Annotated in this window: 20 protein-coding genes, 1 rRNA gene and 1 riboswitch (1 of these 22 running past the window's edge); of the genes, 18 read left to right on the forward strand and 3 right to left on the reverse strand. The window is 43.7% G+C overall.

Going from position 1 to position 26,491, the window contains the following annotated elements; translation table 11 throughout:
- Window positions 1-19: 19 nt before the first annotated feature.
- Entirely contained in the window at window positions 20-1,030 is a 1,011-nt protein-coding gene (locus LSG31_RS10375; RefSeq protein WP_347439183.1) for a LacI family DNA-binding transcriptional regulator, read from the reverse strand.
- Between the two features lie 363 nt (window positions 1,031-1,393).
- Between LSG31_RS10375 and LSG31_RS10380 the strand changes: the two genes are divergently transcribed.
- The 4 genes from LSG31_RS10380 (at window position 1,394) to LSG31_RS10395 (ending at window position 6,454) form a co-directional block, all read left to right on the forward strand.
- Window positions 1,394-2,731 carry an ABC transporter substrate-binding protein gene (locus LSG31_RS10380; RefSeq protein WP_347439184.1) on the forward strand — a complete coding sequence of 446 codons (1,338 nt, stop codon included), beginning with the start codon at window positions 1,394-1,396 and terminating at the stop codon, window positions 2,729-2,731.
- Between the two features lie 463 nt (window positions 2,732-3,194).
- Complete coding sequence (locus tag LSG31_RS10385; RefSeq protein WP_347439185.1) at window positions 3,195-3,863, forward strand: carbohydrate ABC transporter permease; 669 nt, start codon at window positions 3,195-3,197, stop codon at window positions 3,861-3,863.
- Window positions 3,863-4,699 (forward strand): carbohydrate ABC transporter permease, encoded by an 837-nt coding sequence (locus LSG31_RS10390; RefSeq protein WP_347439186.1) that lies wholly within the window; start codon window positions 3,863-3,865, stop codon window positions 4,697-4,699. Before LSG31_RS10385 ends, LSG31_RS10390 begins: the two co-directional genes overlap by 1 nt.
- A 39-nt stretch (window positions 4,700-4,738) precedes the next feature.
- Window positions 4,739-6,454, forward strand: coding sequence for a glycoside hydrolase family 13 protein (locus LSG31_RS10395; protein ID WP_347439187.1), 1,716 nt, complete (start codon window positions 4,739-4,741; stop codon window positions 6,452-6,454).
- Window positions 6,455-6,543: 89 nt separating this feature from the next.
- Here the strand turns inward: LSG31_RS10395 and LSG31_RS10400 are convergent, their stop codons facing one another.
- Window positions 6,544-7,842 carry a homoserine dehydrogenase gene (locus LSG31_RS10400; RefSeq protein WP_347439188.1) on the reverse strand — a complete coding sequence of 433 codons (1,299 nt, stop codon included), beginning with the start codon at window positions 7,840-7,842 and terminating at the stop codon, window positions 6,544-6,546.
- A 91-nt stretch (window positions 7,843-7,933) separates the two neighbouring features.
- A riboswitch (SAM riboswitch) is annotated at window positions 7,934-8,057 on the reverse strand.
- Between the two features lie 301 nt (window positions 8,058-8,358).
- Here LSG31_RS10400 and LSG31_RS10405 point away from each other — a divergent pair.
- The 5 genes from LSG31_RS10405 to LSG31_RS10425 all read left to right on the forward strand — a co-directional run bounded on the left by LSG31_RS10405 (window position 8,359) and on the right by LSG31_RS10425 (window position 13,083).
- Window positions 8,359-9,582, forward strand: coding sequence for an ABC transporter substrate-binding protein (locus tag LSG31_RS10405; RefSeq protein ID WP_347439189.1), 1,224 nt, complete (start codon window positions 8,359-8,361; stop codon window positions 9,580-9,582).
- Between the two features lie 271 nt (window positions 9,583-9,853).
- A complete protein-coding gene (locus LSG31_RS10410) occupies window positions 9,854-10,714 on the forward strand; it encodes a branched-chain amino acid ABC transporter permease (RefSeq protein WP_347439190.1) in 861 nt (286 codons plus the stop codon).
- The gene (locus tag LSG31_RS10415; protein ID WP_347439191.1) at window positions 10,711-11,679 is read left to right on the forward strand and encodes a branched-chain amino acid ABC transporter permease; all 969 of its coding nucleotides are present in this window, start codon (window positions 10,711-10,713) and stop codon (window positions 11,677-11,679) included. The genes LSG31_RS10410 and LSG31_RS10415 overlap by 4 nt, the downstream gene beginning before the upstream one ends.
- Window positions 11,648-12,373: an ABC transporter ATP-binding protein gene (locus LSG31_RS10420; protein ID WP_347439192.1), complete on the forward strand. Its 726-nt coding sequence runs from the start codon at window positions 11,648-11,650 to the stop codon at window positions 12,371-12,373. The genes LSG31_RS10415 and LSG31_RS10420 overlap by 32 nt, the downstream gene beginning before the upstream one ends.
- A gap of 2 nt (window positions 12,374-12,375) precedes the next feature.
- Window positions 12,376-13,083: an ABC transporter ATP-binding protein gene (locus LSG31_RS10425; RefSeq protein WP_347439193.1), complete on the forward strand. Its 708-nt coding sequence runs from the start codon at window positions 12,376-12,378 to the stop codon at window positions 13,081-13,083.
- Window positions 13,084-13,171: 88 nt separating this feature from the next.
- Here the strand turns inward: LSG31_RS10425 and LSG31_RS10430 are convergent, their stop codons facing one another.
- On the reverse strand, window positions 13,172-14,233 hold the full coding sequence (locus LSG31_RS10430) for a DctP family TRAP transporter solute-binding subunit (RefSeq protein WP_347439194.1): 1,062 nt from the start codon (window positions 14,231-14,233) through the stop codon (window positions 13,172-13,174).
- Between the two features lie 120 nt (window positions 14,234-14,353).
- Here LSG31_RS10430 and LSG31_RS10435 point away from each other — a divergent pair, with 120 nt between their 5' ends.
- The 9 genes from LSG31_RS10435 to LSG31_RS10475 form a co-directional block, all read left to right on the forward strand.
- Window positions 14,354-15,943 carry an ATP-binding protein gene (locus LSG31_RS10435; RefSeq protein WP_347439195.1) on the forward strand — a complete coding sequence of 530 codons (1,590 nt, stop codon included), beginning with the start codon at window positions 14,354-14,356 and terminating at the stop codon, window positions 15,941-15,943.
- Window positions 15,944-16,195: 252 nt separating this feature from the next.
- Complete coding sequence (locus LSG31_RS10440) at window positions 16,196-17,518, forward strand: MFS transporter (RefSeq protein WP_347439196.1); 1,323 nt, start codon at window positions 16,196-16,198, stop codon at window positions 17,516-17,518.
- A gap of 424 nt (window positions 17,519-17,942) precedes the next feature.
- Window positions 17,943-19,613, forward strand: coding sequence for a YceG family protein (locus tag LSG31_RS10445; protein ID WP_347439197.1), 1,671 nt, complete (start codon window positions 17,943-17,945; stop codon window positions 19,611-19,613).
- Window positions 19,614-19,624: 11 nt separating this feature from the next.
- Complete coding sequence (locus tag LSG31_RS10450) at window positions 19,625-20,791, forward strand: toxic anion resistance protein (RefSeq protein WP_347439198.1); 1,167 nt, start codon at window positions 19,625-19,627, stop codon at window positions 20,789-20,791.
- Window positions 20,792-20,905: 114 nt separating this feature from the next.
- Window positions 20,906-21,583 carry a YjbE family putative metal transport protein gene (locus tag LSG31_RS10455; RefSeq protein WP_347439199.1) on the forward strand — a complete coding sequence of 226 codons (678 nt, stop codon included), beginning with the start codon at window positions 20,906-20,908 and terminating at the stop codon, window positions 21,581-21,583.
- A gap of 113 nt (window positions 21,584-21,696) precedes the next feature.
- A complete protein-coding gene (locus tag LSG31_RS10460; protein WP_347439200.1) occupies window positions 21,697-22,659 on the forward strand; it encodes a VWA domain-containing protein in 963 nt (320 codons plus the stop codon).
- 96 nt (window positions 22,660-22,755) lie between these two features.
- A complete protein-coding gene (locus tag LSG31_RS10465; protein WP_347439201.1) occupies window positions 22,756-23,733 on the forward strand; it encodes a VWA domain-containing protein in 978 nt (325 codons plus the stop codon).
- A 413-nt stretch (window positions 23,734-24,146) separates the two neighbouring features.
- Window positions 24,147-24,695, forward strand: coding sequence for a 5' nucleotidase, NT5C type (locus LSG31_RS10470; protein WP_347439202.1), 549 nt, complete (start codon window positions 24,147-24,149; stop codon window positions 24,693-24,695).
- A gap of 458 nt (window positions 24,696-25,153) precedes the next feature.
- A 16S ribosomal RNA gene (locus LSG31_RS10475) occupies window positions 25,154-26,491 on the forward strand (it continues 206 nt past the right edge of the window).

The following is a 26,491-nucleotide window of genomic DNA, read 5'->3' on the forward strand; positions in this document are numbered from 1 at the left end:
TGTTCGCGGACTTGCGTATTTAAAGTTGAATGGGTCTGGTGCTTTCACGGGGGACCAGATGATGCATGACATTGATATGATGCGCAATGTGATCCTGTTCGCCTTTGCAGAGTTTGATCAAATTCCGTGTAGCAGTCATCCCGATTTCAATGGCAGAGTATTCGATTGTAGACAACTTTGGGCGAATCAATTTCGATAACTCGATTCCATCAAAACCAAATACGGATATGTCCTCGGGAACTCGATATCCATGATCCGTAAGATAGGCGATGGCACCGATGGCCATCGAGTCGGTTGCGCAAAAAACGGCTGTTGGCAAAGGATCGTTTTCGAGGATGGCTGCCATAGCTTTACTCCCATCTTCTACAGATAAACTGCTTTCTGCAACCCACTTTTCATTTACAGCGATTCCGAAATCGGCCAGTGCCTTCTGATAACCTTTAAAACGATCCCCCCAAATGGCTCCCCCGCTAATTCCACGGATCATGGCAATCTGACGGTGGCCATTCTGCAGCAGATACGTGACTGCCTCATAAGAGGCTGTGATGTTGTCAACATGTACAGACGGAATGGAAGGGAAAGATGAAATCTGCCCTACAAGTACGACTGGGGTAAGATTTTTTTGGACAATCTCTAAATGTTGCTCCTCCCATTGATTTCCCATAAAGATGATGCCTTGTACAGGTAAATTGCTAAATAAATCTATATAATGCAGCTCATTTTCCATTGAACCATCGGATAATCCAATCACCGTATCATATCCATACAACTTACAGATTCTATTAATTCCAACAATTAAATCATCGAGAACCGTATTGCTATACTGTGGACATATAACGCCTATCAAAAGTCGATCTTGTTGCCGAGATAAGGTTTGTACGACAAAAGGAAGATAGTTTTTTTCTTTTAAGACATTCAGAACACGTTTGCGAATTTCCTCATTTACAGGCTTGCTGTTGTTGATGACTCTGGAGACTGTTGACGTCGAGACTCCAGCCAATTGGGCAATCTCCTTGAGCGTGATTTTCAATCCGACCACAACCTTATTTAAACTAAAATATACGTCTTGAGATTTGAGAAGTAATTAAATTGTATAACGTAACCTTGATCAAAAGCAAAATTACTGCGTTGACTCAGAATGCATTGGCTTATTAGGAAATTATAAATCATGCAATATTTATATTTGGGAAATTATAAAACATAAAATATTCAAATAGGAAATAATTTTTCCTGAATGGAAATACTTTAAATTCATTAAAATGTCGTAATCAATCGGGATTTATAGAGAAATTATTTCGTTGACCCAGGAAATATTATGTCATATAATAATCTCATAGGCAAGAAATTTTCCTATTGGAATGCTTTCTTGTTATAAAAAAGGGGAGTTGGTCACATGGTTGATAGCAAGAAAATTGCACGATGGATTCGAAAATCAACAATGCTTGGTGTTGCTGCTGCTTTAACAGTATCGTTGACTGCATGTGGAGGAAGTTCAACAAACAATGCAGCAAGTCCAAGCGGCAGTTCTACGAAAGCGTCTTCACCCGTAAGCATCATTATTACAAACGGTAAAGGGGAAATTGACGCTCAATTCAAACAAGCAGCGAAGGAGTTTATGAAAACCAATCCGAACATCCACGTTGAAGTGGATTCGATCGCTGTTGGGGATACATTGAATATTTATGATAAACTGACAGCTTCCGGGAAAACGGTTACGATGGCCATGTTTGACCCGTACTCCGTCTTGCATAAATACAAAGACGTAGGAATTGATCTTTCCAACGAGAAATGGAACGCTGAAACAACACAGGCAATCAAGAACGCAAAGGGACAGGTCATTGGCTTCCCGTTTGCAATCGAAGGTTTTGGGCTTGTATACAATCAAAAAGTAGTGGAGAAAGCGGTAGGCGGAAAGTTTGACCCGTTCTCTATCAACACACGGGATAAATTGAAGAGCCTTCTCGACAAGATCAAGGCATCTGGTGTGAAGTATCCCGTGGCTTATCAAACCGAAGCTTGGTCTGTCAGCAATCATTACAGTTCACAATTTTTGAATCAGGCAAGTGATCCGAACACCATTTTAGACCAATTGAAAGCCGGAAAATTGGATCTTACAAAAAATGCGGTGTGGAATGGCTATTATGACACGTTGGATTTATTAACTTCAAAAAAATACAACAAGTACGGAGATCGCCCGCTTGGTCAATATTATGACGATGCGCACGTATCTGTTGGAAAAGGAGAATCAGCCATCCTGTTCAATGGTGACTGGGCATTCGATTCGCTGCATGCGGTTGCTGGCGACAATTTCGGATTTATGCCGGTTCCAGTCGACAACAACCCGAATAACCCGCTTAACAATAAAATTGCAGTCGGTCCAACACAAGTCATGGTGATTAACAAAAAGGCTTCTCCGGCGCAGCAGGCGGCAGCAAAAAAATTCCTAAATTGGCTTGTGTTTGACAAAGCGGGACAAGACTTTTTGGTAAATAAAGCACAAGTCATCTCTGCTTTCAAAAACAATCCGTACAAAGTGACAAACCCATTGGGTGTTGCGATCAGCAACGCGATTCAGCAAGGCAAGACAATGCCGTTCAGTACCAACTATATCAACCCGGCAGACTGGACTACGATCATTGGACCTGAAGTTCAAAAATATATCGCGAAACAAGAAACCAGAGCAGACTTGGCAAAAGCCATAGAGTCCTACTATACAAGTCATCAGGGTTAATCCGTGACGGGATCTGTATAAGAGGATGTTCAAAACGTAGTCAAAACTCCACGGCGGATTGCTTTGCCGAATCCCAAAAAGGCTTACTCATGTACCAAACACGTACACTCCGTCACCTTTTCGTGCTTCGGCTTCACACTCCTTGTGTCTTACTTGGCCACGTTTTACGCACTATAAGAAAAGCTGCTGAGTGGGCGAGTACATATCTCGCCCATTTGTATTTAACTTTAGGTTAGGATGTGAAACGAATGAACGGTCGAAAAAAAATCTGGCCAATTTGGGTAATTCGATCGTATTCCTGGGACCTACCACGATTTTTTTTGCCATTGCGGTTCTGATCCCATTCGGATACGGAATTTATCTAACGCTTATGAAAATGAATACTCCAACAGACCCCGCGATATTTTCGGGATTATCGAATTACCTGAAAGCATTGAAGGATGCCCAATTCTGGAGTTCCCTTTTGTTAACGTTCAAGTTTGTAGCAGGTACGGTCTTTTTTGTGAATCTTGTCGGATTTGGATTAGCTTATCTTGTCACGACCGGTATTCGGATTCAAAACTTTATGAGAACGGCATATTTTACGCCAAATCTGATTGGCGGGTTGGTTCTTGGGTATATTTGGCAATTTATATTTGTTCAATTCTTGCCGGCAATTGGCGATAAACTGAAGATCGGGTTGCTGAAGCTTGGCTGGTTGGGCGATCCGCATATGGCCTATTGGGCGCTTGTTTTGGTTACGATCTGGCAATCAGCCGGCTATATGATGATCATTTTCATTGCCGGCTTGATCAGTATTCCAAAGGATGTCCTCGAAGCCTCGACGATTGATGGAGCAGGTCCTTTTCGGAGACTTATCTATGTTACGCTCCCCCTAATGGTGCCGTCTTTTGTCGTCACTATCTTCTTGTCTCTGAAAAATGCATTTATGGTGTATGACTTGAATTTCTCGCTAACAAAAGGCGGACCCTACAACAGCACCGAGATGGTTTCCATGTATGTGGTGAATAAAGCTTTTGTTGAATCAAATTACGGAGTAGGGCAGGCAGAAGCGATCGTTCTCTTTTTGATTGTCGTTGCAGTCACGGGAGTTCAGGTGTATTTCAGTAAGAAAATGGAGGTTGAAGCATAATGAACAGACAACGATTGGCGACTTCCACCTTTGCCTATTTGATTGCATTCGTCGCATTTATTTGTTTTGTATTTCCCTTTTTTCTGCTCATTATCAATTCATTCAAAAGCAATGGGGAAATTTTAACGAATCCGTTCTCTCTGCCTCAGCATTGGAATTTTGCACACTTTGGTGACGTCATTCACAAGATGAATTTTTTGGTCACATTTAAAAACACGTTTCTCATTACAACTCTAAGTACGATTTTTATCTTGCTTTTTTCCGCAATGGCTGCTTATCACTTGGTCAGAAAACCAACGAAATACAATAAAGTGTTTTTCACTATTTTGGTGGCTTCCATGGTCATTCCGTTTCAATCTTTGATGATTCCGCTCATTTACATTTATGGTGCGAAACTTCAATTGATTGATTCGATGCCGATTCCTTTATTGATTATCTTTTATATTGGCTTCGGAAGTGCCCTATCCATTTTTATCTATCATGGATTTATCAAATCCATTCCGATTGAGATTGAAGAGGCGGCTTTAATTGATGGTTGCAATACCAGGCAAACGTTTTTCAAGATTGTTTTGCCTATGCTTACACCGATAACAGTAACCATTGCGATTCTAAATGTTTTATGGATCTGGAATGACTACTTGCTTCCTTCCTTGGTCTTAAATGACGAAAGTGTCTATACGATGCCGGTTAAAATGAAAGTGTTCAGCGGTACGTATATGAACAACTGGGAACTGTTGATTCCTGCCATTCTCTTGACAGTACTGCCAATTTTAATTGTATACATGTTTGGTCAGCGATACATTATCAAGGGTGTGATTCAAGGATCAATCAAGTAATCAAGATAAAAAGAGTATGAGGAGTTAGGAGTTCATCAAATGAAAAAAACATGGTGGAAAGAAAGTGTCGTGTATCAAATATACCCGCGTAGTTTTATGGATAGCAATGGAGATGGAATTGGGGATCTTCCAGGAATTTTGTCGAAGTTGGATTACTTAAAGGATTTAGGAATCGATGTGATTTGGCTTTGTCCGATTTATCAATCCCCAAATGACGACAACGGCTATGACATCAGCGACTATTATGAGATCATGTCGGAATTTGGTGCAATGGAGGATTTTGATAGACTTTTACATGAAGTTCATGCACGCGGAATGAAGTTGATTATGGACTTGGTTGTCAATCATACATCTGATGAACATGCATGGTTTATCGAAAGTCGTTCATCGAAAGATCATCCGAAGCGCGACTATTATATTTGGCGGCCTGCTGCAAAAGATGGAGGGGTACCAAATAACTGGGAGTCATTTTTCAGCGGATCGACTTGGCAATATGATGAAGCTACGGGAGAATACTATTTGCATTTGTTTTCGAAAAAGCAGCCGGATCTTAACTGGGAAAACCCTGAAGTGGTTGCAGATGTGCACAAGATGATGAAGTGGTGGCTGGACAAGGGAATCGATGGATTTCGCGTCGATGCGATCAATCACATTGGCAAAGCTGACGGATTCCCTGATGATCCGCACCCGGAAGATAAAAGCCACAATACCGGCTATCGGCTGTTTGCAAACTTGCCGAAAGTACACGAACAGCTGCAAAAGCTGAACCGCGAAGTATTCAGCAGATACGATATCATGACAGTCGGTGAAACATCAGGAATTGGGCCACGGGAAGCACTCTTATATGTGGATGAAAATCGTGATGAAATGAACATGGTCTTTCAATTTGAACACATGTCGATCGATTCAGGCGACGGCGGAAAATGGGATGTGCAGCCTTGGAGTTTGCCGGATCTGAAACAGATTATGAGCAAATGGCAAACGGAGCTGTACGGAAAAGGCTGGAATGCATTGTATTTCAATAACCATGATCAACCAAGAGCGGTGTCGCGTTTTGGGGATGATCAAACATATTGGGCAGAATCGGCAAAATTGTTGGCGACGTTTTTGCATACGTTATGTGGTACACCTTACGTCTACCAAGGCGAGGAAATCGGCATGACCAATGTCGCATTTGATTCGATTGATTCGTATCAAGATTTGGAATCGCTCAATTTTTACAAGGAAAAAGTATCCGAAGGAGCAGACCTGGCACAGGTATTGAAGCGCATACACGACAAAGGACGTGACAACGCCCGGACCCCCATGCAGTGGAATGATGGTCCGCAAGCTGGTTTTACGACGGGAGAACCATGGATTCAGCTCAATACGAATTACATGGATATCAACGTGGAACAACAATTGCTGGACCCGGATTCCATCTTCAATTATTACAAGAAACTGATTCAGTTGCGCAAACAATATGAAGTATTCGTCTATGGAGATTATCAGTTGATCCTCGAAGATCATCCGGAAATTTATGCATATGTACGCACATTTGAAAATGAAACACTGCTTGTGATTCTGAATTTCTTTGGAAGAACTCCTACTTTCCAACTGCCGGATTGTTTGCATATCGAAGCGCCTGAACTTCTCATTAGCAACTATGCGGTTGCTGCAGATCGTGAGATACAAGAAATAACGCTTCAACCGTATGAAGCGAGAGTCTATCGTTTGCCCACAAATCCTTCTTCAGCTAACGAGGGCGAGAGTTAAATACTTCAACGGGTGGGTCATCGTAAAGACTCACCCGTTTTTATTGTAAGAGCCTGCGACAACATTTATAAGCCTTTCATGATCGAACATTACAGGTTCACGGAAGCGGCGTAAACGCTGTCGTCTCCCTGTTCTAGAACTTCCCGAATGGTTATCTTTTCACCAAAGTGATACGAAATATTTTTTAAGGTATTTGTCGAGTGACAAGTCATTCTTGCGCCAATGGATATAAAACCGTTCTTGTCCAATACTTGTGTTGCATTATGTACATAGATTCCTTCTTTCCTTAATAGATGCAGAAGTTTTGACAACTGTTCGTCTGCTTGTTTTTCGGGTACCTGAAGATAAAGAAAGTATTCGCTTGCCGATTGTGCATAATCCAATTCAACTTTTTCGATTGAAGCATCAGGAGTGGAATTTTGGTTTTGATTCCGCAATAAATAGAATAAATCTTCAAGTACGGCACTCGCTGTAGGAAGTTCACCGGCACCCCTTCCGAAAAAGGTTAATTCGCCGGCAAGATCCGTCTGTATGCATACAGCATTGACTACATCATCTACGCTTGCCAGCGGATGACTGAGCGGGAGAAGGCTAGGTGCCACCTTGAGATGAATGTTTCCGTTTTTCTTCTCAACAGATGCCAAAAGTTTGATGCGATAGCCAAAATGATACGCCAGCTTAAGTTCATCCACTGAAATATCGGCAATTCCAGTCCTTGCTATTCTTTCTAAATCCGGTGTAATGCCAAAGCACAAATTCGTCAAGATGGTAAGTTTATGCAACGCATCATAACCTTCCACATCGGCGGTGGGGTCGGCTTCTGCGTAACCTAGCGACTGTGCTTCAAGGAGGATTTTTTGATAGGATTCTTCCCGTTCCCACATTTTGGTCAGGATATAATTCGTAGTCCCGTTCAGAATTCCGTACAGTTTATACACTTCATTTACCTTTAAAAAGTGCCGCACAGTGCTTATGATCGGTATAGCACCCCCGACACTTGCCTCATATAAAAGCTGAACTCCTTTTGCGGCTGCCAATTCGTGCAGCTCCTGCCCGTATTTTGCAATCAATGCTTTGTTTGCGGTAATGACATGACAACCCTGGTGCAATGCCAGCTTGACATAGGATAAGGCCGGTTCCAAACCGCCCATCGCCTCAATGACGACACTCAATCCGGGATCTGAAAAAACTTCCTCAATGGATGTTGTCAATAATTCTGATGGCACTTCTACATTTCTTTTTTTGTAAGGGCTCCTCACTAAGATAGAACACAATTCCAGTTCTTTCCCTAGAGTTTTTTCTATTTTCCCACGATGTTGCTTAAGGCCTTTAAGCACTCCACATCCCACTGTTCCCAACCCTAAAAGAGCGATTTTCACTTTATCCACGATGTTCCTCCCGTCAAGTCATCTTTTCAAAAAAATAACAAAAAACCTTCTTCAATAAGAAGAAGGCATCTCTTTTACGAAAATGGTCTACTCCTTATCTCTCAGAACATAAACGTTCTGCAGGAATTAGCACCTTGCCAAATAAGCACTCATATTGCTTATTGGCTGGTTGCCGGGCTTCATCGGGCCAGACCCTCCACCTCTCTTGATAAGAACCTGAATTTTAAATTATTTCAAATCATAATATAGTTTTCATTTACAGTCAATAAAAAAATGGAGCTAAAAAATAGATCGAATGATTATTCAACGGTCCAAACATTAAGACCAAAAAGACCAAAATAACCAATAAGAACAAAATATTAACAGCAGAAAAAGAAAGCGCTATCATGTAAATGATTCAAATCATTCAAAATATATAGAATATCAGCAAGTAATTGGGTTATCTGTTATGTTTTATGTATTCCATTTTATGTATCCAGTTTTTTACGTTTTGAAAGAAAAAAAGGGGGAAAAAGAATGAAGAAACATCAGACGAAACTCGTATCGGTCATTGGATTGGCAGCTATGATAACGCTTACGGGATGTGGCAGCAGTTCAACAAGTTCCAGTCAGGCGTCTTCGGCAGCAGACAAAAACACGATCACTCTCGGAGTGATTACTTCCATTACCGGGGGCGACTCGGAATTCGGAAAAGCGCAAAAAGAAGGATACGAACTTGCTTTGCAGGAAATCAACAAAAACGGCGGGATCCTTGGAAAACAAGTCAAGCTGGAGTACCTGGACGATAAGTCAAGCGCGCAAGAAGCGGCGAAAGACGTGGACCAATTGGTCAATCAGGATCATATGAAACTGATTCTCGGTCCATACAGCTCTGGTTCTGCTCTTGCAGTTGTAAAAAAGGCGACGACGTATAAAGTACCAGTGATCGTGCCGACCGCGACTGCGGCCAATGTGACGGAAACGGGTTCCAAATATGTGTTCCGCCTTTGTGCAACATCGGATGATTACGCAAAAGCGATGGTCGAGCTGTTCAAAAAGCAAGGAGATGTAAAAACGCTTGCGATTGTGCATGAAGATCAGAACTTTGGCGCCAGCGCAGACAAAGCGATGAAGAAATTTGCGCAAGAAGCGGGCATTCAAGTCGTGGATGATGAAAGCTACTCTACCAAAGATTTGGATTACAAACCACTGTTGAATCGGGTGAAGCAAAAGCATCCGGATGCCATCTATTTTGCTTCCTATTCGAAAGATGCGGTTGCCTTAATGACACAAGCCAAAGAAATCGATCTGAATGCCAAATACTTTACAGCGGCAGGTACGGGATTTAGCGTGGGTTCCTTTCCGAAAGATGCGGGATCTGCGGCAGACTATACGCTGGCAGCCGGTCAGTGGGATGCTTCCGCGAAATGGAAAGGTTCCAAAGAATTTGATCAAAACATTTTCAAGAAATTTGGCGATCATCCTTCCTATCATGACATGGAAGCATATGCCTCTCTCTACACAGCGAAAGCAGCGATTGAGAAAGCAGGCAGCTTAGATTCGCAAAAGATTCGCGATGCACTGGCGAGTATTCAACTGGATACCGCATTTGGTCCGGTCAAGTTTGATGACAAAGGACAAAATGCCCATCCGGTTCTGATCACGCAAGTCCAAAACGGGAAATTTGTCACCGTTTATCCGGAATCGGCAGCGACCGGCCAGTTGAAAGTTCCGACACCTGCTTGGAAAGATCGTAAATAAGCGATCAGGCTTGCTTTATGTGGCAAAGATGACTTCCAAACCTATGCGTCAGCAGATGCGCCTCTTATGTCCTGCGCGGGCCATCGCGATACATTTGAGAATGCAGTTTTAGTGTGAGAAAAGGGCGAGATTCGCCCTTTTCTTGACATAATCGAATTGAAAATTTTTTGATAAAACCTAACGGTACTTTTGTCAAGAAGTGGATTGATGCACGTGTCGATTGATATGCATAGAAAGGAATACTGAAACTATCATAATAAGGGGGAACAGCATGTTTTTACAAACAATCGTGGACGGCATTATGCTCGGCGGCTTGTATGCCATTATTGGCATGGGATTGGCCGTCGTGTTTGGCACCATGCGGATTATCAACTTTGCACATGGGCAGTTTGTGATGGTGGGCATGTATATCAGCTATGCATGCTTTCAGTTTTTGCATATCGATCCGTATCTTTCGATTGGGATCAGTTTTGTGATCAGCTTTTTACTTGGCATTCTTGTCTTCCGTCTCACGCTCAAACCGATTCTGCATGCGCCGGAGATGAATCATATCTTGCTGACGGCCGGACTTGGCCTGATGCTCACAAACCTGTCCCAAATGGTCTTTAATACCAATCAACTGACGGTGAATTTGCCATATGGCCATCATACGATCCATTTTCTTCATGTCGAAGTGAATCAGGCGTATCTCCTTTCCTTTATCATCGCCGGTTTTGTGGCATTGTTCTTGTTTTTGTTCATGCTGAAAACGGAAACAGGGCGTTCGATTCGGGCGATCTCCCAAAATTCGTCTTCGTCCGCATTGATGGGGATTCCTGTGAATCGAATCACGACACTCGTCTTTGGTCTTGGCATCGCCATCGCCGGAGTGGCAGGGACGCTCCTTTTGCCCGTGCATTATGTGGACCCGTCGGTGGGCGACTCTTTCAGTCTCCTGGCCTTCATCATCGTCGTGTTGGGCGGAATGGGGAGCATCTTTGGAGCAGGCATTGGCGGTATTTTGATCGGCTTGATTTGGAGCTTGTCTTCTTTCTATCTAGGCGGAAGTTATGGAGACGTTTTGACGTATATCATGTTCTTGCTTGTACTGTTGTTGAAACCATCCGGTCTATTTGGGAGGAGCAGAGTGTGAAAAAGTGGTTCGTGGCTTGTTTGATCTTGATTCTCTGTGTGTTGTTGCCATTTGTGACGAATTTGTACTATAAACAAATTCTATTTTATATCTTTATCTTTGGCGGTGTCGGTCTTGCATGGAATCTCGTAGGCGGCTATGCGGGACAAATTTCTCTTGGACATGCGGTATTTTTTGGAATCGGGGCATATAGTTTTGCATTGCTTGCGCCACATACAGGCGTCATTCTCGGGATTGTATTGGCCGGCCTGGTCTCCGCCATCAGCGCCGTACCGATCGGCTGGATTTGTTTTCGGCTGAGAGGACCTTATTTTTCTCTTGCAACGATTGCGGTCGCACAGTTGATGAATGTTCTCGCCACCAATCAGTTGAAGCATTGGACGCAGGGAGCGGCTGGCCTGCTGGTGCCCAATGTCGTGAAAAATCCGGACAACTATTATTGGGTCGCGTTGGGGTTTGCCGCCCTTGCCTTTGGAATCGTAACGCGGATGGCCACGAGCAAAACCGGCTATTATTTGATGGCGATTCGGGAAGATGAAGACACGGCTCAGACGATTACCGTAAATACCCCCTTGTATAAACTTTATGCGTTGATCGTATCCGCCTTTTTGACAGGCATCGGTGGCGTCGTTTTTGCAGCAAATCTCGGCAGCATTCAGCCCAATGACGTGTTTGGCGGGGCGATTTCCAATCAGGTGGTGTTTCTGGCGATTCTTGGCGGCGCCGGCACTATCTACGGACCGTTGGTCGGAGCGTTTATCCTGGAATTTGCCTCCGATTATCTGAAAAACTCTGTCGGCTCCTTGAGCTTTATCGGAGATCCGAATGCATTTGCGTTTTTTGTATATGGGTTGTTGATTGTGCTTGTCGTGATGTTCATGCCGGCAGGAATTGTCGGTACCCTGGAAAATCGGTGGAAAAGGAGAGTCAACTATGGCATTGCTCGAGTTTCAAGGAGTCAGTAAACGCTTTGGAGGTCTGCTTGCCACCAATGATGTGACATTTTCCATTGAGGAAGGGGAAGTGTTGTCGATTATCGGACCGAATGGGGCAGGAAAGACGACGATTTTTAATCTGATTACCGGGTTCATCAAGCCGGACCAGGGCAGCATCCGTTTTCACGGGCAGTCCATCGTCGGCAAAAAGCCATATCAAATCGCCAGGATTGGCGTGGGACGGACGTTTCAAATCGTCAAACCCCTTGTGAACATGTCGGTGTTGGAAAACGTCATGCTAGGAGCATTTTCCCGCACTTCTTCCACAGGAGAGGCGCGGAACAAAGCGTTGGAGATTCTGGAATTGACCGGCTTGCACAATCGCAAGGATATGACGGCAGGCAGTCTCACACTTGCCGGAAGAAAGCGGTTGGAGATTGCCCGCGCCCTTGCCATCCGCCCGAAGCTGATTCTGCTCGATGAAGTGGTGGCAGGTCTGACGCCGACGGAAGCGGTAGAAACGATCAAGCTGTTGAAGGAATTGAAAAGTCATGGCATTTCGGCGGTCGGCGGCATCGAACACGTGATGCGTGTGGTGATGGAAATCTCCGATCGTGTCATCGTGATCAATCATGGAACCAAAATTGCGGAAGGAACGCCGCAGGATGTTACCTCCCATCCGGAAGTCATCAAAGCCTACTTAGGTTCCAGTGAGGAGGAATAATCGTGCTGCAAGTGGAAGAAATCGATGTGTTTTATGGGGACATGCAAGCGTTAAACGGTCTTGCCCTCGATGTGCGGGAAGGGGAAATCGTGGCGTTGGTGGGGGCGAACGGCGCCGGCAAATCCACCACCTTGCGAACGATCTCGGGGCTGTTGCATCCGCGCAACGGCCGGATCGTGTTCTGTGGAGGGGAGATTCATAAAAACGATCCGCATACAATCGTGGATCTTGGCATCAGCCATGTACCGGAAGGCAGGCAATTGTTTCCGATGATGTCAGTCAGGGAAAATTTATTGTTGGGCGGACATGTAAAGCGGGCACGAGGGCAGCGGGAAGAAAAGCTGATAAAAGAAATTTTTCCCATGTTTCCACGGTTGAAAGAGCGCGAACACCAGATGGCCGGCACATTAAGCGGTGGAGAACAACAGATGGTGGCCATTGCCCGGGGAATGATGAGCAATCCAAGATTGCTGATTTTAGACGAGCCGTCTCTGGGTCTGGCGCCTGTGATCGTGAAGGAAATGTTCGAAATTATCAAGACCATTCGCAGCAAAGGCATGACGGTGATGATCGTCGAACAAAATGTGGTGCAAACCCTGAAGATTGCTGACCGCGCGTATGTGGTTGAAAATGGACATGTAGTGATGAGTGGCGACAGCAAGGAATTGCTCAATGACGATCATGTCAAGCAAGCGTATTTAGGGATGTAATGATGCAAGCTTGCTTGCACGTCCGGCAAACCCGATCATCCAATTTTAGGAACGCCCGCATCCCTTTCCCAAGTGAATGCGGGCATTTTTAATCATTTCCATACTTGCGTTGCAGTTCCCGAATCTGCTCAATCATTTGTTTGCCGAAAATCGGTTTATATTGGTCATATATGGGATTCCAAACAGCCATCCATTGTTTTTTCTCAGCAGGAGTCAATTCATGGACGTTTAAGCCTGGAATATTTTTCAGCATATTCCATTGCTCTTGATTCAGTTGAATCGCTTCTTCATTTTCCCAGGCGGTCGTTTCTTGCAAAGCTTCCGAAATATCATTTTGCAAATCTTTTGGTATGCGATTCCAAAACGTTTGATTGAATAATACTACATACCCTAAATAAGATTCGTTGCAGATCGTTATATAGTTTTGGAATTGATAGAGTTTTTTTGAGTAAATATTGGAAATCGAATTTTCTTCTCCGTCAACCGTTCCGGATTCCAATTTCTGAAACAACTGATTAAAAGGGACTGCCGTGGTATTTGCATGCATCAGCCTAAATTTATCTTCCATGACTTTGCTTTGCTCGATTCGAAAATTGATGCCATTAAAATCCTTTGGTTGAATAATCGGGCGTTTGTCGTTCGTGATTTGCCGAAATCCATTCCCCCAAAAAGCCATTCCGATCATGTTTTTGGATTGTAATGTCTGCAAAAGTTCTTGCCCGATTGCTCCGTGAAATGCTGCTTGCACTGCCTGATCATTCGGGAATGCAAAAGGCAAATCCATGACCATCCATTCCGGTATTTGATTTGAGATAATTGAGAAACTTGGAGCAATCATCTGCACGTTGCCTTGCTTGAGAGCATCAATTTCGTCGAATTCATTATAAAGAGATCCATCAGGAAATAATTCTACTTTGACACGCCCTTTTGTTTTCTGATTCACTAGATGTGCAAACATTTTGGCTGCAAGTCCTTTGGGAGTATTTTCCGCCACAACATAACTGAATTTAATGACAATTTCTTTGCCCAGTCCTTGCTGTTCATAGTCATAAGGAAGGCGTTTTGATGAGAAAACATCGGAGAAGCCGATAATAATAGAAGTCAGAAAGCCTAAAAGTACGAACAAAGCAATGCCAACATAGGATTTCATAAAACATTCTCCACGTATTTTAGAAATGTAGTATATGATACATAGTGTATCATAAACGTAGCGATGAAACTTGTATTCATTCCGTCATTGCACTCTATCATTGGCTAGGGGTTCGTTAACATGTTTCGTGGTATGTCGATTCGCTGGAAAATTACGATTCTGTCATTTGGCATCATCTTATTTTCACTCATGATCGGTGGTATCAATTTGATAGGAAATATTTTCCATGTCCAGGAAGAAGAGTTGGGAAAACGTTTATTGGTGACTGCGCGAACGATTGCCGAACTTCCTCCGGTCATTGAAAAACTCTCCAATGAGAAAAATGGCCCGCCGATTAACAAAGTAGTCGAACGAATCCGTGTCATCAATAATGTGGATTATATCGTCGTATTGGATATGGACGGAAAAATACTGTCGCATCCTGTGAGAGACAAGATTGGCACATATTCGCAAGGAGCCGACGAGCGCTCCGCTTTTGCGGAACATACGTATTTATCAAAAGCGAAGGGAGACCTGGGGATTGCCTTGCGCGCTTTTGTCCCCGTAATGGATGAGAAGAATGTGCAAGTGGGAGTTGTCCTTGTCGGAAAACTGTTGCCGAGTTTGTGGGATGTTGTTGATGCGATGCGTGATAAAATTTATGTAACGTTTTCACTTTCCTTGCTATTTGGAATTTTGGGTTCCTACAGTTTGGCGAAACATATCAAGAAACAAATGCTGCAGTTGGAACCTCAGGAAATCGCACGGATGTTGCTTGAACGGACGGCTACATTTAATGCGATACATGAAGGAATCATTGCCGTTGATAAACAGGATCGAATTACGATTTTTAATGAACATGCGATGCAAATGCTGAAAATACACGAAGATGTGGTCGGTCGATCCATCTATGAAGCAATTCCGGATGAACGATTGAAAGAAACGTTTGCTTTTGAACATGTGGTGTACAATCAGGAACTGCTTGTTGGCACAAATGTGATACTCTACACCAGGGTGCCTATTCAACTGGAAAATCAAATCATCGGAGCGGTCCTGGTATTCCAGGATCGGACGGAAGTAAAAAAAATTGCGGAAGAACTGACAGGAGTTCGGGCCTTCGTCGACGCGTTGCGAGTCCAAAACCATGAATTTATGAATAAACTGCATACGATTGGCGGCTTAATTCAGTTGAATCATAAAGAAAAAGCGTTGGATTTTTTATTTCAAGTAACCGAGCAAAAAGAAGAACTGACGCGGTTTCTAAGCAATCGAATCGGAGATGAAAGCCTCGCCGGACTGTTAATCGCAAAAGTAAGCAGAGGAAAAGAGCTCGGGATCGAAGTTGTAATTGACCAGCAAAGCAGGCTGGAACACTATCCGGGAGTTCTGGACCATCATGATTTTGTCATTTTAGTCGGAAATCTGATTGAAAATGCATTTGACGCATTAAAAGATCGGATGGAGCATAAAAAAGTATTTGTAAGTTTTGAGCAAGATTTGGATTCCTTGACGGTCTTGGTGGAAGATAACGGGGGCGGCATAAGGGAAGATATACAATCCAGAATTTTTGAAAAAGGCTTTTCTACGAAAGGAACACAAGGAAGAGGCGTAGGATTGCACTTGGTGAATAGCATTGTGCATAAAGGGAAAGGCGACATACAAATCGATTCAAGGGAAGGTGAAGGCACGAGTATATGGATCACATTTCCCATGAAAGTTGCAGATGAATAATCGATTGCGTTTCATTTTATCCATACACACCGCATGGAGGATTGCAGGTATGTATTTTTTGTGAACAAAAAGACCAAAATCAACAATACGACCTAATTATTTTCAATTTCACATGAAAGCGATACCATACTTTCAAGGGCTTTCATTCATAAAATTCGGTGCGGGCATGATGAAAGTATTGGAGTACACCGAAATTTGGAAAAGTTCTGTGCATTACATTTTGAAAATGATTGAACGATGGAGGGGTAGAAGGTGCAACGGAATTTTCGATATGTCATTATTTCAATGGTAGTATTCATGACGGTCATCAATTATATCGACCGTGGAGCAATTGCATATGCACAAGCGTCAATCATCAAATTGTTTCATTTGAATCCTAAATCATGGGGAGAAGTTTTGGGCTATTTCGGCTATGGGTATATGTTTGGCGCTTTGTTCGGCGGGGTTCTCGCAGATAAAAAGGGTCCGAAATTTGTCTGGATTTTATTCGGGACGTTATGGTCGATATTCGAAGCAGGGACAGCGTTTGCCGGAGATATTGGAATGGCGATGTTCGGCGGCTCGGCAATTGCAGGTTTTGCGATTTTTCGTATCTTGTTCGGATTTGCTGAAGGGCCGGCTTTTTCTACCATTAACCGTACGATGGCGAACTGGGCAGCTCCAAAAGAGAGAGGGTTTGTTGCATCCCTCGGCGTGTTGGGAGCTCCGCTAGGTTCCTTGATTACTGCGCCGGTTGCGGTCGGATTGCTCTCCGTTACCAGTTGGCAAACGACATTTCTCATTCTTGGAGCGATCGGGATTATCTGGGTAATTATCTGGGCTAAAGTATTTAAAAACAAACCGGACGAACATCCAAGCGTTTCGAAAGAAGAACTTGAGGAAATACGTTCATCGAAAGATTTGCTGGCAAACGAAACGACATTGGTACAAGCGGAAAAGGAACGTATTACTGTCGGCGATTTCTTTAAAAATCCGACGCTGTTCTTTAATGCCATTGGTTACTTCGCTTTCCAATATGTGAATTTTCTGCTTTTGACATGGACACCGAAGTACTTGCAAGATCAATTTCATTATTCACTCGGAAAATTGTGGTATCTTGGCATGATCCCATGGATTGGCGCATGTGCAACAGTCTTATTGGGCGGTAAAATCTCTGATTCTCTGCGTCGTAAAACCGGAAGTCTGAAAGTTGCCCGTTCAGGTCTTGCTGTTGTTTCCCTGTTGCTTACAGCGATCTGTTTCTTGGCAATACCTGCAGTTCATAGCGTCACAGCCGTCTTGCTGCTGATGGCAGTCGGCAATGCGTTCAACTTTTTGCCGAATTCCGTCTATTGGACGATCATTATCGACACTGAGCCGTCAAAAGCTGGTACATTTGGCGGGATTACACACTTTATTACCAATATTGCAACAATCGTCGCACCGATGTTGACAGGATATCTTGTTGCAGATAGCGGTTATAAAGCGATGTTTATTGCAGCTGCGATCGCAGCAGTGGTTGGTATGCTGGCGATGATTTTTGTAAACCCAGGCAGAAACAATCGTGGACAAATCAACAAGGTCACTGCTGCGTAACCGTTTGCGTGCAACAGTATCCAGAGAAACGAAGCAGCATATCCAAAAGCAATAGCAAAAACCGACGCCCTTTTTTTGCTGGGGTTGTCGGCTTTTTTTATCGCCAAAGCAAACAAATCAAGCACTTTTATCGTCTATTATTATACTAACAGTAACTTAATCCTGAATCCGTGACGATAGTCACCAAGTGCCTGGGCAGGCGTGATTACACCTACCCCAAGGTACCATTTTTTATGCGATTACCAGAAACGTTAGTTGGTTTTGCCGTTTCGTCAGGTTCGTATGTTCAAGTGCTCAGGGATTTTGCTTTTGGATAATTGCCGATATTTATCACAATTGGATGATTTTTGTCATTTTCTGTTGATTCATAGTTGTAACTTTATGTTAGAATAGTTGATAAGATGCGAATAAGAAGGCGGTATATGTGGAACGTTGGTCACTGAATCGTTTGGAAATCGAGACAATTAACGCGAGAACTTCAATAGATTTGTTGCAGGAACTGACAACTCCTGTGTATCAAAGGGCCGGGTTTCAATATACCAATGACGTTGTCACCATTCCAAGATATTTTTATCGTCTGGTTGGCAATGATCAAAGTGAGAAAGAATATTACAAGAAAGTCGAACAATTTTATTTGGCAGTTGAGAAACTTGGAGAATTGGGCAATTGCATCACAGATGGATTGGACCGAATGATTTCAGAGGATTTTTTACGATTGTTTGCTTCGGCCTGGGATCGGATTGCGTTGCTGTCAGACATTCAGCCGGATCGGGTCATTCAGATCTTGCGTACATATGAGCTGTTTCCCGATTTTCCAAACAAGGTATTGCAAAAGCAATTTCAGGAAAATTTCAAGGGATTGCTGGAATATTATTTTGATATCAGCCAAGAAATGCTAGAACCGGAAGAATTCAAATCGATCCTTCAGTATTGTATGCATTGGTTGCAAGTGTATCTCAAGCCGATGTGCATGAACTATGATTATATATACTCGAATCCGAAGTTTTTTTATTACGGAATGATCACAAAAGAAGAGATTTTTTTTCTGATTTACGCAGCCAGTTTCGGATTTGATGTGGTGTATATGAATCCGCAATCCGAATGTGATTTTACTCTGCTTGATCCGCAACAATTGTTTAGTATCGAGGAACTTACCTATCAACGAACAGCGATCCGCCCATTGCATACGATTCAAACACAGGAACGGGCGGAGACGTTGGCATATCAGTCAACGATCGAGATTGACCAAATGTTGCAGGAGACGGAGACGATCGCATTCAAAAGTTGGCAATGCGTGGATTGCGAAGTGGAAGCGAAGACGTTAAAAACTACCTATGACGAAATTCTTATTCTGTGGAAAGAACAAGCGATGTTCCGCAGTCACTGGTCTTATGAAAACAATCGTTTGACAATTCCCAATATCTTTGCAAAAGTAATCGGAAGTCTGAGGGATACAAATGCATTTCTCGGTCAGGTGAGGAGATTTGCTGAGGCACCCAATACGATTTTCATTTCACAGTTTCCATTTGTAAAAACGCCAACCATGTATCACTCCTGTTTTTTTGAAGTGGCGTATGACAAGGGCGGGAAGTGGATCATCGAACCGCATCGCTTGCGGCAAGCTGCTTGGTGGCCGTACCGCCATTTGCGCAATGGATTTCAACAGTTGCTGTCCGAAACCATCGCCGAACTTGTGTTTCGCCATCGTGTCATGGATCCGACGGGTCGATTGCATCCAAACGAATTATCGCAGAAGATTTTTTCGACCCTGTGCAATTTGGACAAGCCCATTCAAAATCTGATCCAATCCTTTGATTATCCAAAGGAGATTCCAAAACTCGTCCTATACAATGATGGGCAGTCGGGAGATCTGAGCCTGGAAGATTCCATTGTGCTCACATGCTTGAATGCCATTGGATTTGACATTGTGGCATTCAATCCCGCCGGGTTTAATGATGTGGAATCCTATATCTATTCCACACTGTTTGATACGCATCAATTGGATCAGATGGTTTTTGAACTTTCTATGGCTTCGAAAATGCATAAACCGATGCCGGAAAAACTGGGAATTCGAAAGCTGTTTAGCCTATTTTAGGAGGTACGAAGATGAGATTTGGACCGCAAGAAAGTCAAACAATGATTGCTCCAATACAGCCGCAAGCAACTTCACAGTTCGGTGCCGGGCTACAAGAAGCACAGGTTCTGGAAATTAAGGATGATGGACAGCTAACCACGAATGAAATGGCGTTGCGCCAAGCGCCGGCAGTGATCGCCATCTCGCAAAAGTTAAATGTCAACGATAAGAACGCAATTTTGGAATTTGGGAATGATCCTGCAGTAAAAATATCATCCTTTGCCGATCGCGTGCTGCATACGATCAAGTCAAAAAGCGTGACAGATTCCGGGGAAATGTTAAAACAACTGGCTACTGTCATGAAAAATTTTGACCATAAGGATTTTGAAGAAGAAAAAACAGGTCTTTTCGGGAAGATATTCGGCAATGCAAAGGCGACATTGGAAAAAATGTTTGCAAAGTATCAAACGATTGGAAATGACATCGATAAAATCTATAAATCTGTCAATACATACAAAAATGAGATTAATAACGCTAACCTCATGCTGGAAGATATGTTTGCCGAGAATCTTCAATACTATCATGAACTGGAAAAATACGTGGCAGCCGGAAATATGGTTGTGGAAGAACTGGAACGGGACGATTTGCCTTACTTTGAACAAAAGGCGCAAAGCGGCAGTCAGGAAGATCTGATGAATCTCGAAAATTTGCGGAATGTCATAGAACTGATCAAGCAGCGCGTTTATGACCTGGAGTTGGCAAAAGTGGTGGCCATGCAAAACGCGCCGCAAATTCGCCTGATTCAGAAAGGCAACTACAACTTGATCATGAAAATTCATTCCGCCTTTATTGTGACGATCCCGGTATTCAAAATTGGCCTCATTCAGGCGATCACATTGAAACGTCAAAAACTGATTGCGGATTCGATGTCTGCCTTGGATGATGCAACAAACCGCATGCTGTTGCAAAACGCGCAAAATATCAAGACACAAGGTGTAGAGATCGCAAGATTGTCCGGGCAGCCAAGTGTGAAAATCGAAACGGTGGAACAAACCTGGCGAACGATTTTGGAAGGGATTGAAGATACCAGGCGCATCGAGGAAGAGAATCGCCGTGCACGGGAAGATGGCACAAAACGATTGTCCCAGCTTCAGCGCGATTTTCGCGATAAGATGAAAACATTGGCTCTCTCAAGATAATATAAACTCTATTTGAATCTATCATATTGAATCTATCATAGGATAAAAGTTTAAGTTTACAAGCACTCGTTTAGCTGTGCCATGGAAAAAAGAAAAAGGAGATGTGAAACGATCATGCAATCGTTAGTCGTCAGTTTTCTGTTGATTTTGCTCATCGATGTCGGATTATCTACGGACAATGCAGCTGTCAATGCAGGGATTGTCAAAATGTTTCCGAAGCAAATGCGCAATAAAATCATGTTGTTAGGTGTACTCGTTGCCATTCTCATGCGGATTGTATTAACGGCAATTTCGGGATATCTCTATCTGATTCCCGGTTTGAAGTTGTTAGGCGGTATCTGGGTTGTGTTGATGGCAATTAAAATGTTCGGTCAGGAAGATGATGAAGAGAAACAAGTAAATACAAACGCGGGATATTTAGCGGCAGGCATCATGCTGGGATGGACAGACTTAACCATGTCCATGGACAACGTTCTTGCGCTCATCGGTGCTGCAAACGGAAATATCTTGCTTGTATCCATCGGTGTGATCATTACGATTCCACTCTTGTTTTTAGCGACAAAAGCGCTTGTTGCAATCATGGAAAAATATCCGAAGCTCAACTTTATTTTTGCAGGAATTTTGGGATATGTAGGCTTTAAAATGATCTTCGAGGATAGCGGCAACATCATTAAATTTTTCAATTGGGTTGCAACATATCCGACAAGTTTTTCTGCTTTGTCAGGAGTTCTCATTGTCGTTCTTATCGGATTGTGGGTCAATAGTCGTGCAGTTAAAGCCCGGCAGTCCTGATATAGATGTTTTAAGTGCGTGTTCAAAAAGTGGTTAAGCAATCCGCCGTGGAGTTTTGACTACTTTTTGAACATCCTCTTTTAGAAACTATTTGAAAGTGAGATGAATAAACAATGGCTCGTTTTTTACCTGCATCCGATGCAAAAGTTGCGCCAGTCGTCAATAGCAGCAAGAAACATCCGTTTCATAGCGTGTATGCTTCTGCTGAAGGTGAAATGGTCTATATCAATATGGAAGCGGTAGATGGGCTTCAAAGCGGAATGTCTTGCATTCGTGACATTGCGTTGATCATTGATATCAGTGGTTCCATGAATGCATATTACAAAAATGGCGAAGTTGCAAGGTTAGCAACAACGATTGTGGATATGTTGTCATCCTATGACGATGATGGGATTGATTTGTATTTCTTCTCCAATGGGTTGGTTTACGAGGCCAATGTAAAAAATGCCTCGGAAGTGCAAAAGGCGATTGACCAGGCACTGCTGCAGCCCGGCGCATTACAAAGTACAATGCCGACAGCGGCATTTCGCAAATTTACCGATCAATGCAAATCCAAGAAACGTGCCGGAACTGTTTTGTTCCTGACAGACGGAATGATGGATGACGGCGGACAGGACCTGGAGAATTTTTATACGAATGTGCTTCATACAGAGTTTAAGACAAGAGACCAATTTTATTGTTATGCGGTCGAATTTGGCAGAAGTGCGTTTGGTGCCTTAAATCGTTTGGATGGAAAATATTTCCCTGAGCAGGGCCCGGAAGACTTGTTTGACCTGGATAATATCAATGATTTGGAAAAAGTGACGTCTGTTTTGAAACAGGTAGGAGGCATGAGTGCAATCGGCAGCGATGTGGAAATGACGGCAAAATCCGACTCCGGTGCATTAATCGATATGGTAAACACCGATTTGATTCCGAATGGAATGGATTCCGTCAATGGACCGATTAACCAGATTATGAGTTTTCGGGTGAAACAAAGAGGACCATTCAATCTTCTTGTCAATATCAATGGATATGATCCAATGCATATTAAAGTGACTCCAAAAGGGCTTGATGTGGATCTTGTGATTGCGTAATGCGCGTGCAGACTTTCGGTCGACGGCGGGATCAGCAGCAAGCGGAAACGATATGCAGTTCGAATAGGAGCAGTATGGATAAGGGAGGATTACGGGATGGCTCGGTTTCGTGCATTAGATGAAGTGCAAATTGTACAAAGTCATAAAAATCATCCGTTTCACAATATTTATGGCGCTGTCGAAGGCGATATGGTTTATATCAATATGGAGGCAATTGATCATTTGAAAAAAGGAATGACGACACAACGGGATATGTATCTTGTTGTCGATATTTCCGGTTCAATGGAGCAATACTACAAGAGAAAAGGGTTTTTCAGCAATAAGCCTTCCGAGATTGAAACTTTAATCAGTACGATTGTAGATTCTGTTGCACCATATGATGATGATGGGATTGATGTATTGTTCTTTGGTTCCTTTATGGTATATCGAGCAAACATATCGAGCGCGTCCGAGGTTCCCAATGCGGTTGAACGCGCCATGCGCAGCCGTGGCGCATTCTCCTCTACCATGCCGATCGATTCCTTTAAAGCGATTACCGCGCAAATGGAAGAAAAACACCGTCCTGCTACTGTATTTTTCTTGACAGACGGTGCGATGGACGACGATGGGGATGCACTGCGTAATTACTATAAAAATGTTTTACATACAAAATGGAAAACAAGAGATTGGTTTTATTGCTACTCAATTGAATTCGGTGACAGCGCGGAAGGTGCATTAAATGTTCTTGATGGGCTATTTCCACCGGAGCAAGGTCCGGAAGATTTATTTGATTTGGAGAATGTTGATAATCTTTCCAAGATCACTGAGGTTTTACGGCAAGTAGGAGCCATGAGTGCCATTGGCAGCAATGACGAATTGGTCGCAACTGTAAGCAATGGATGTGTCATTGATATGGTGAATGCGGACTTGATCTCCGGTGGTCAGCAGTCGATTGCAGGCAGTATCAATCAAGTGATGAGTTTCCGGGTTCGGGCGAATCAACCCTTTGAATTATCCATTCGGATGGCTGGCTACGAAGAAATGAAGCTGGTATGTACACCGAAAGGATTCGATGTGGATATTCGAGTTGCGTAACGATTTATTGCAATACGATGATGATCTCACACGTTTAGGATCCCGCTCATCCAATCTTCGCAATCGTAATCCGATAAAATAGCGAACCCCAGTGGCTTATGCGAAATGGCTTATAAATACAATAGGAAAATCGTGAAACAAAAATAGTACCGCATCTTGCGGTGCTATTTTTCTATCAATAACAATATCAGGAATAATTGAATCCGTTCTATTCGAATGGCATTCTTTGCGGTAGTATACTGATAGGAACATGCTCGATATCAGTATTTACATTGTACCGGCCCCAATTTTCTATTTGAATTGTGTGCTGCCAATATACTAGTATCTGGAATATGAATAATTACATCTCCATATTTAATGGATTAGAAGAATTGCTTCACGATATTCTGAACAACAGAAAGTTAGGGGAATCAATGGGAAAGGTATTACTTTTGGATCTCGATGATGTTTGCGCATGCCATAATGAACGTTGGGTCGAAAGATTCTATGAAAAAACAGGGATTCTATTAGATCGAGAAGAATGGAGCAGTTGGGATTTGCATGAAGTATATTCGGAATCGATTACAAAGTCTCTCTATGAAATTCTTCAAGAGCCCGGATTTTTTCGATACTTACAGCCCAAATCCGGATGTGTGGAAGGTGTTCGGACATTGTATGAGGTAGGATTTGAAATTGTATTTGTTACAGCCAGTCCGCCTACTGCCTTATATGAGAAATATGAGTGGATAGAAGAATATTTTCCGTTTATTTCGAAATCGAACATCGTTCTGACACAAAGAAAAGATTTAGTGTATGGAGATATTCTTGTGGATGACGGCCCGCACAATTTGCTAAGATCGCCTGCGAAAACAAAAATTGTTTTTGACCATGCGTATAATCGCCATTTGCAGCAGTTTCAAAGGGTGAAAGATTGGAATGAACTTGTAAGGATTTTGAGAGATTATATGGAGGTAGGGGCGTAAGGGAACGTGATTTATCCAAAGTAAATTGCAAGTTGTGTGTCTATTTCTAAGAATACTTTATGTTGGGTGAGCAATAATGAAACAATCGCAAGCAATACATGAATTTTAGTGTATTTGTAGAAAAATGAGCATTGTAATGTCTATTATAACCGTGATATGATAACACCTGTCGCCGCAATGGACGGTGAAAACAATCGACAGAATGCAAGTGATGAAATGCGAAATAATTACCTGTTGATTTGAAATTTCGAATATGATAAATTATAAAAACGTCACTGCTTTGGCTGTGTCGGAATGATTTAAGAAGTTCCTTGAAAACTAAACAAGTGCAGGGAGTTATATATGTAACTCCTGTCATTAGTCAGCAATGATTCTGACAGGGTCAAGTAATGAATAGGTAGCTCCGACAACCTTCGGTTGCGGAGTAAATTCACACTAAGTGCTGAAGCACTAAGTGTTCATTCAAGAGTTTGATCCTGGCTCAGGACGAACGCTGGCGGCGTGCCTAATACATGCAAGTCGCGCGGATGATGCAAAGCTTGCTTTGCATTGTTAGCGGCGGACGGGTGAGTAACACGTGGGCAACCTGCCGAATCGTTTGGGATAACACCCGGAAACGGGTGCTAATACCGGATAGTTTCTTCCTTCGCATGAAGGGAGACGGAAAGGTCCGTTCGGACCGCGATTCGATGGGCCCGCGGCGCATTAGCTAGTTGGTGGGGTAACGGCTCACCAAGGCGACGATGCGTAGCCGACCTGAGAGGGTGACCGGCCACACTGGGACTGAGACACGGCCCAGACTCCTACGGGAGGCAGCAGTAGGGAATCTTCCGCAATGGGCGCAAGCCTGACGGAGCAACGCCGCGTGAGTGATGAAGGCCTTCGGGTTGTAAAACTCTGTCTTCGGAGACGAACCCGTACGGGAGGAAATGCCCGTGCGTTGACGGTATCCGAGGAGGAAGCCCCGGCTAACTACGTGCCAGCAGCCGCGGTAATACGTAGGGGGCAAGCGTTGTCCGGAATCACTGGGCGTAAAGCGCGCGCAGGCGGCATTTCACGTCTGGGGTGAAAGTCCAGAGCTCAACTCTGGGATGGCCTTGGAAACGGGAGTGCTTGAGCGTCGGAGAGGTAAGGGGAATTCCACGTGTAGCGGTGAAATGCGTAGAGATGTGGAGGAACACCAGTGGCGAAGGCGCCTTACTGGCCGATTGCTGACGCTGAGGCGCGAAAGCGTGGGGAGCAAACAGGATTAGATACCCTGGTAGTCCACGCCGTAAACGATGAGTGCTAGGTGTTGGAGGGTACCACCTCCAGTGCCGAAGCTAACGCATTAAGCACTCCGCCTGGGGAGTACGGTCGCAAGACTGAAACTCAAAGGAATTGACGGGGGCCCGCACAAGCAGTGGAGCATGTGGTTTAATTCGAAGCAACGCGAAGAACCTTACCAGGTCTTGACATCCCGCTGACCGGTGTAGCGATACACCTTCCCTTCGGGGCAGCGGTGACAGGTGGTGCATGGTTGTCGTCAGCTCGTGTCGTGAGATGTTGGGTTAAGTCCCGCAACGAGCGCAACCCTTGATCTGTGTTGCCAGCATTCAGTTGGGCACTCACAGGTGACTGCCGGCGACAAGCCGGAGGAAGGCGGGGATGACGTCAAATCATCATGCCCCTTATGACCTGGGCTACACACGTGCTACAATGGGCGGTACAACGGGATGCGAAGCCGCAAGGCGGAGCCAACCCCTGAAAACCGTTCACAGTTCGGATTGCAGGCTGCAACCCGCCTGTATGAAGCC

The sequence above is a fragment of the Fodinisporobacter ferrooxydans genome, assembly GCF_022818495.1.
GTDB lineage: Bacteria > Bacillota > Bacilli > Tumebacillales > MYW30-H2 > Fodinisporobacter > Fodinisporobacter ferrooxydans.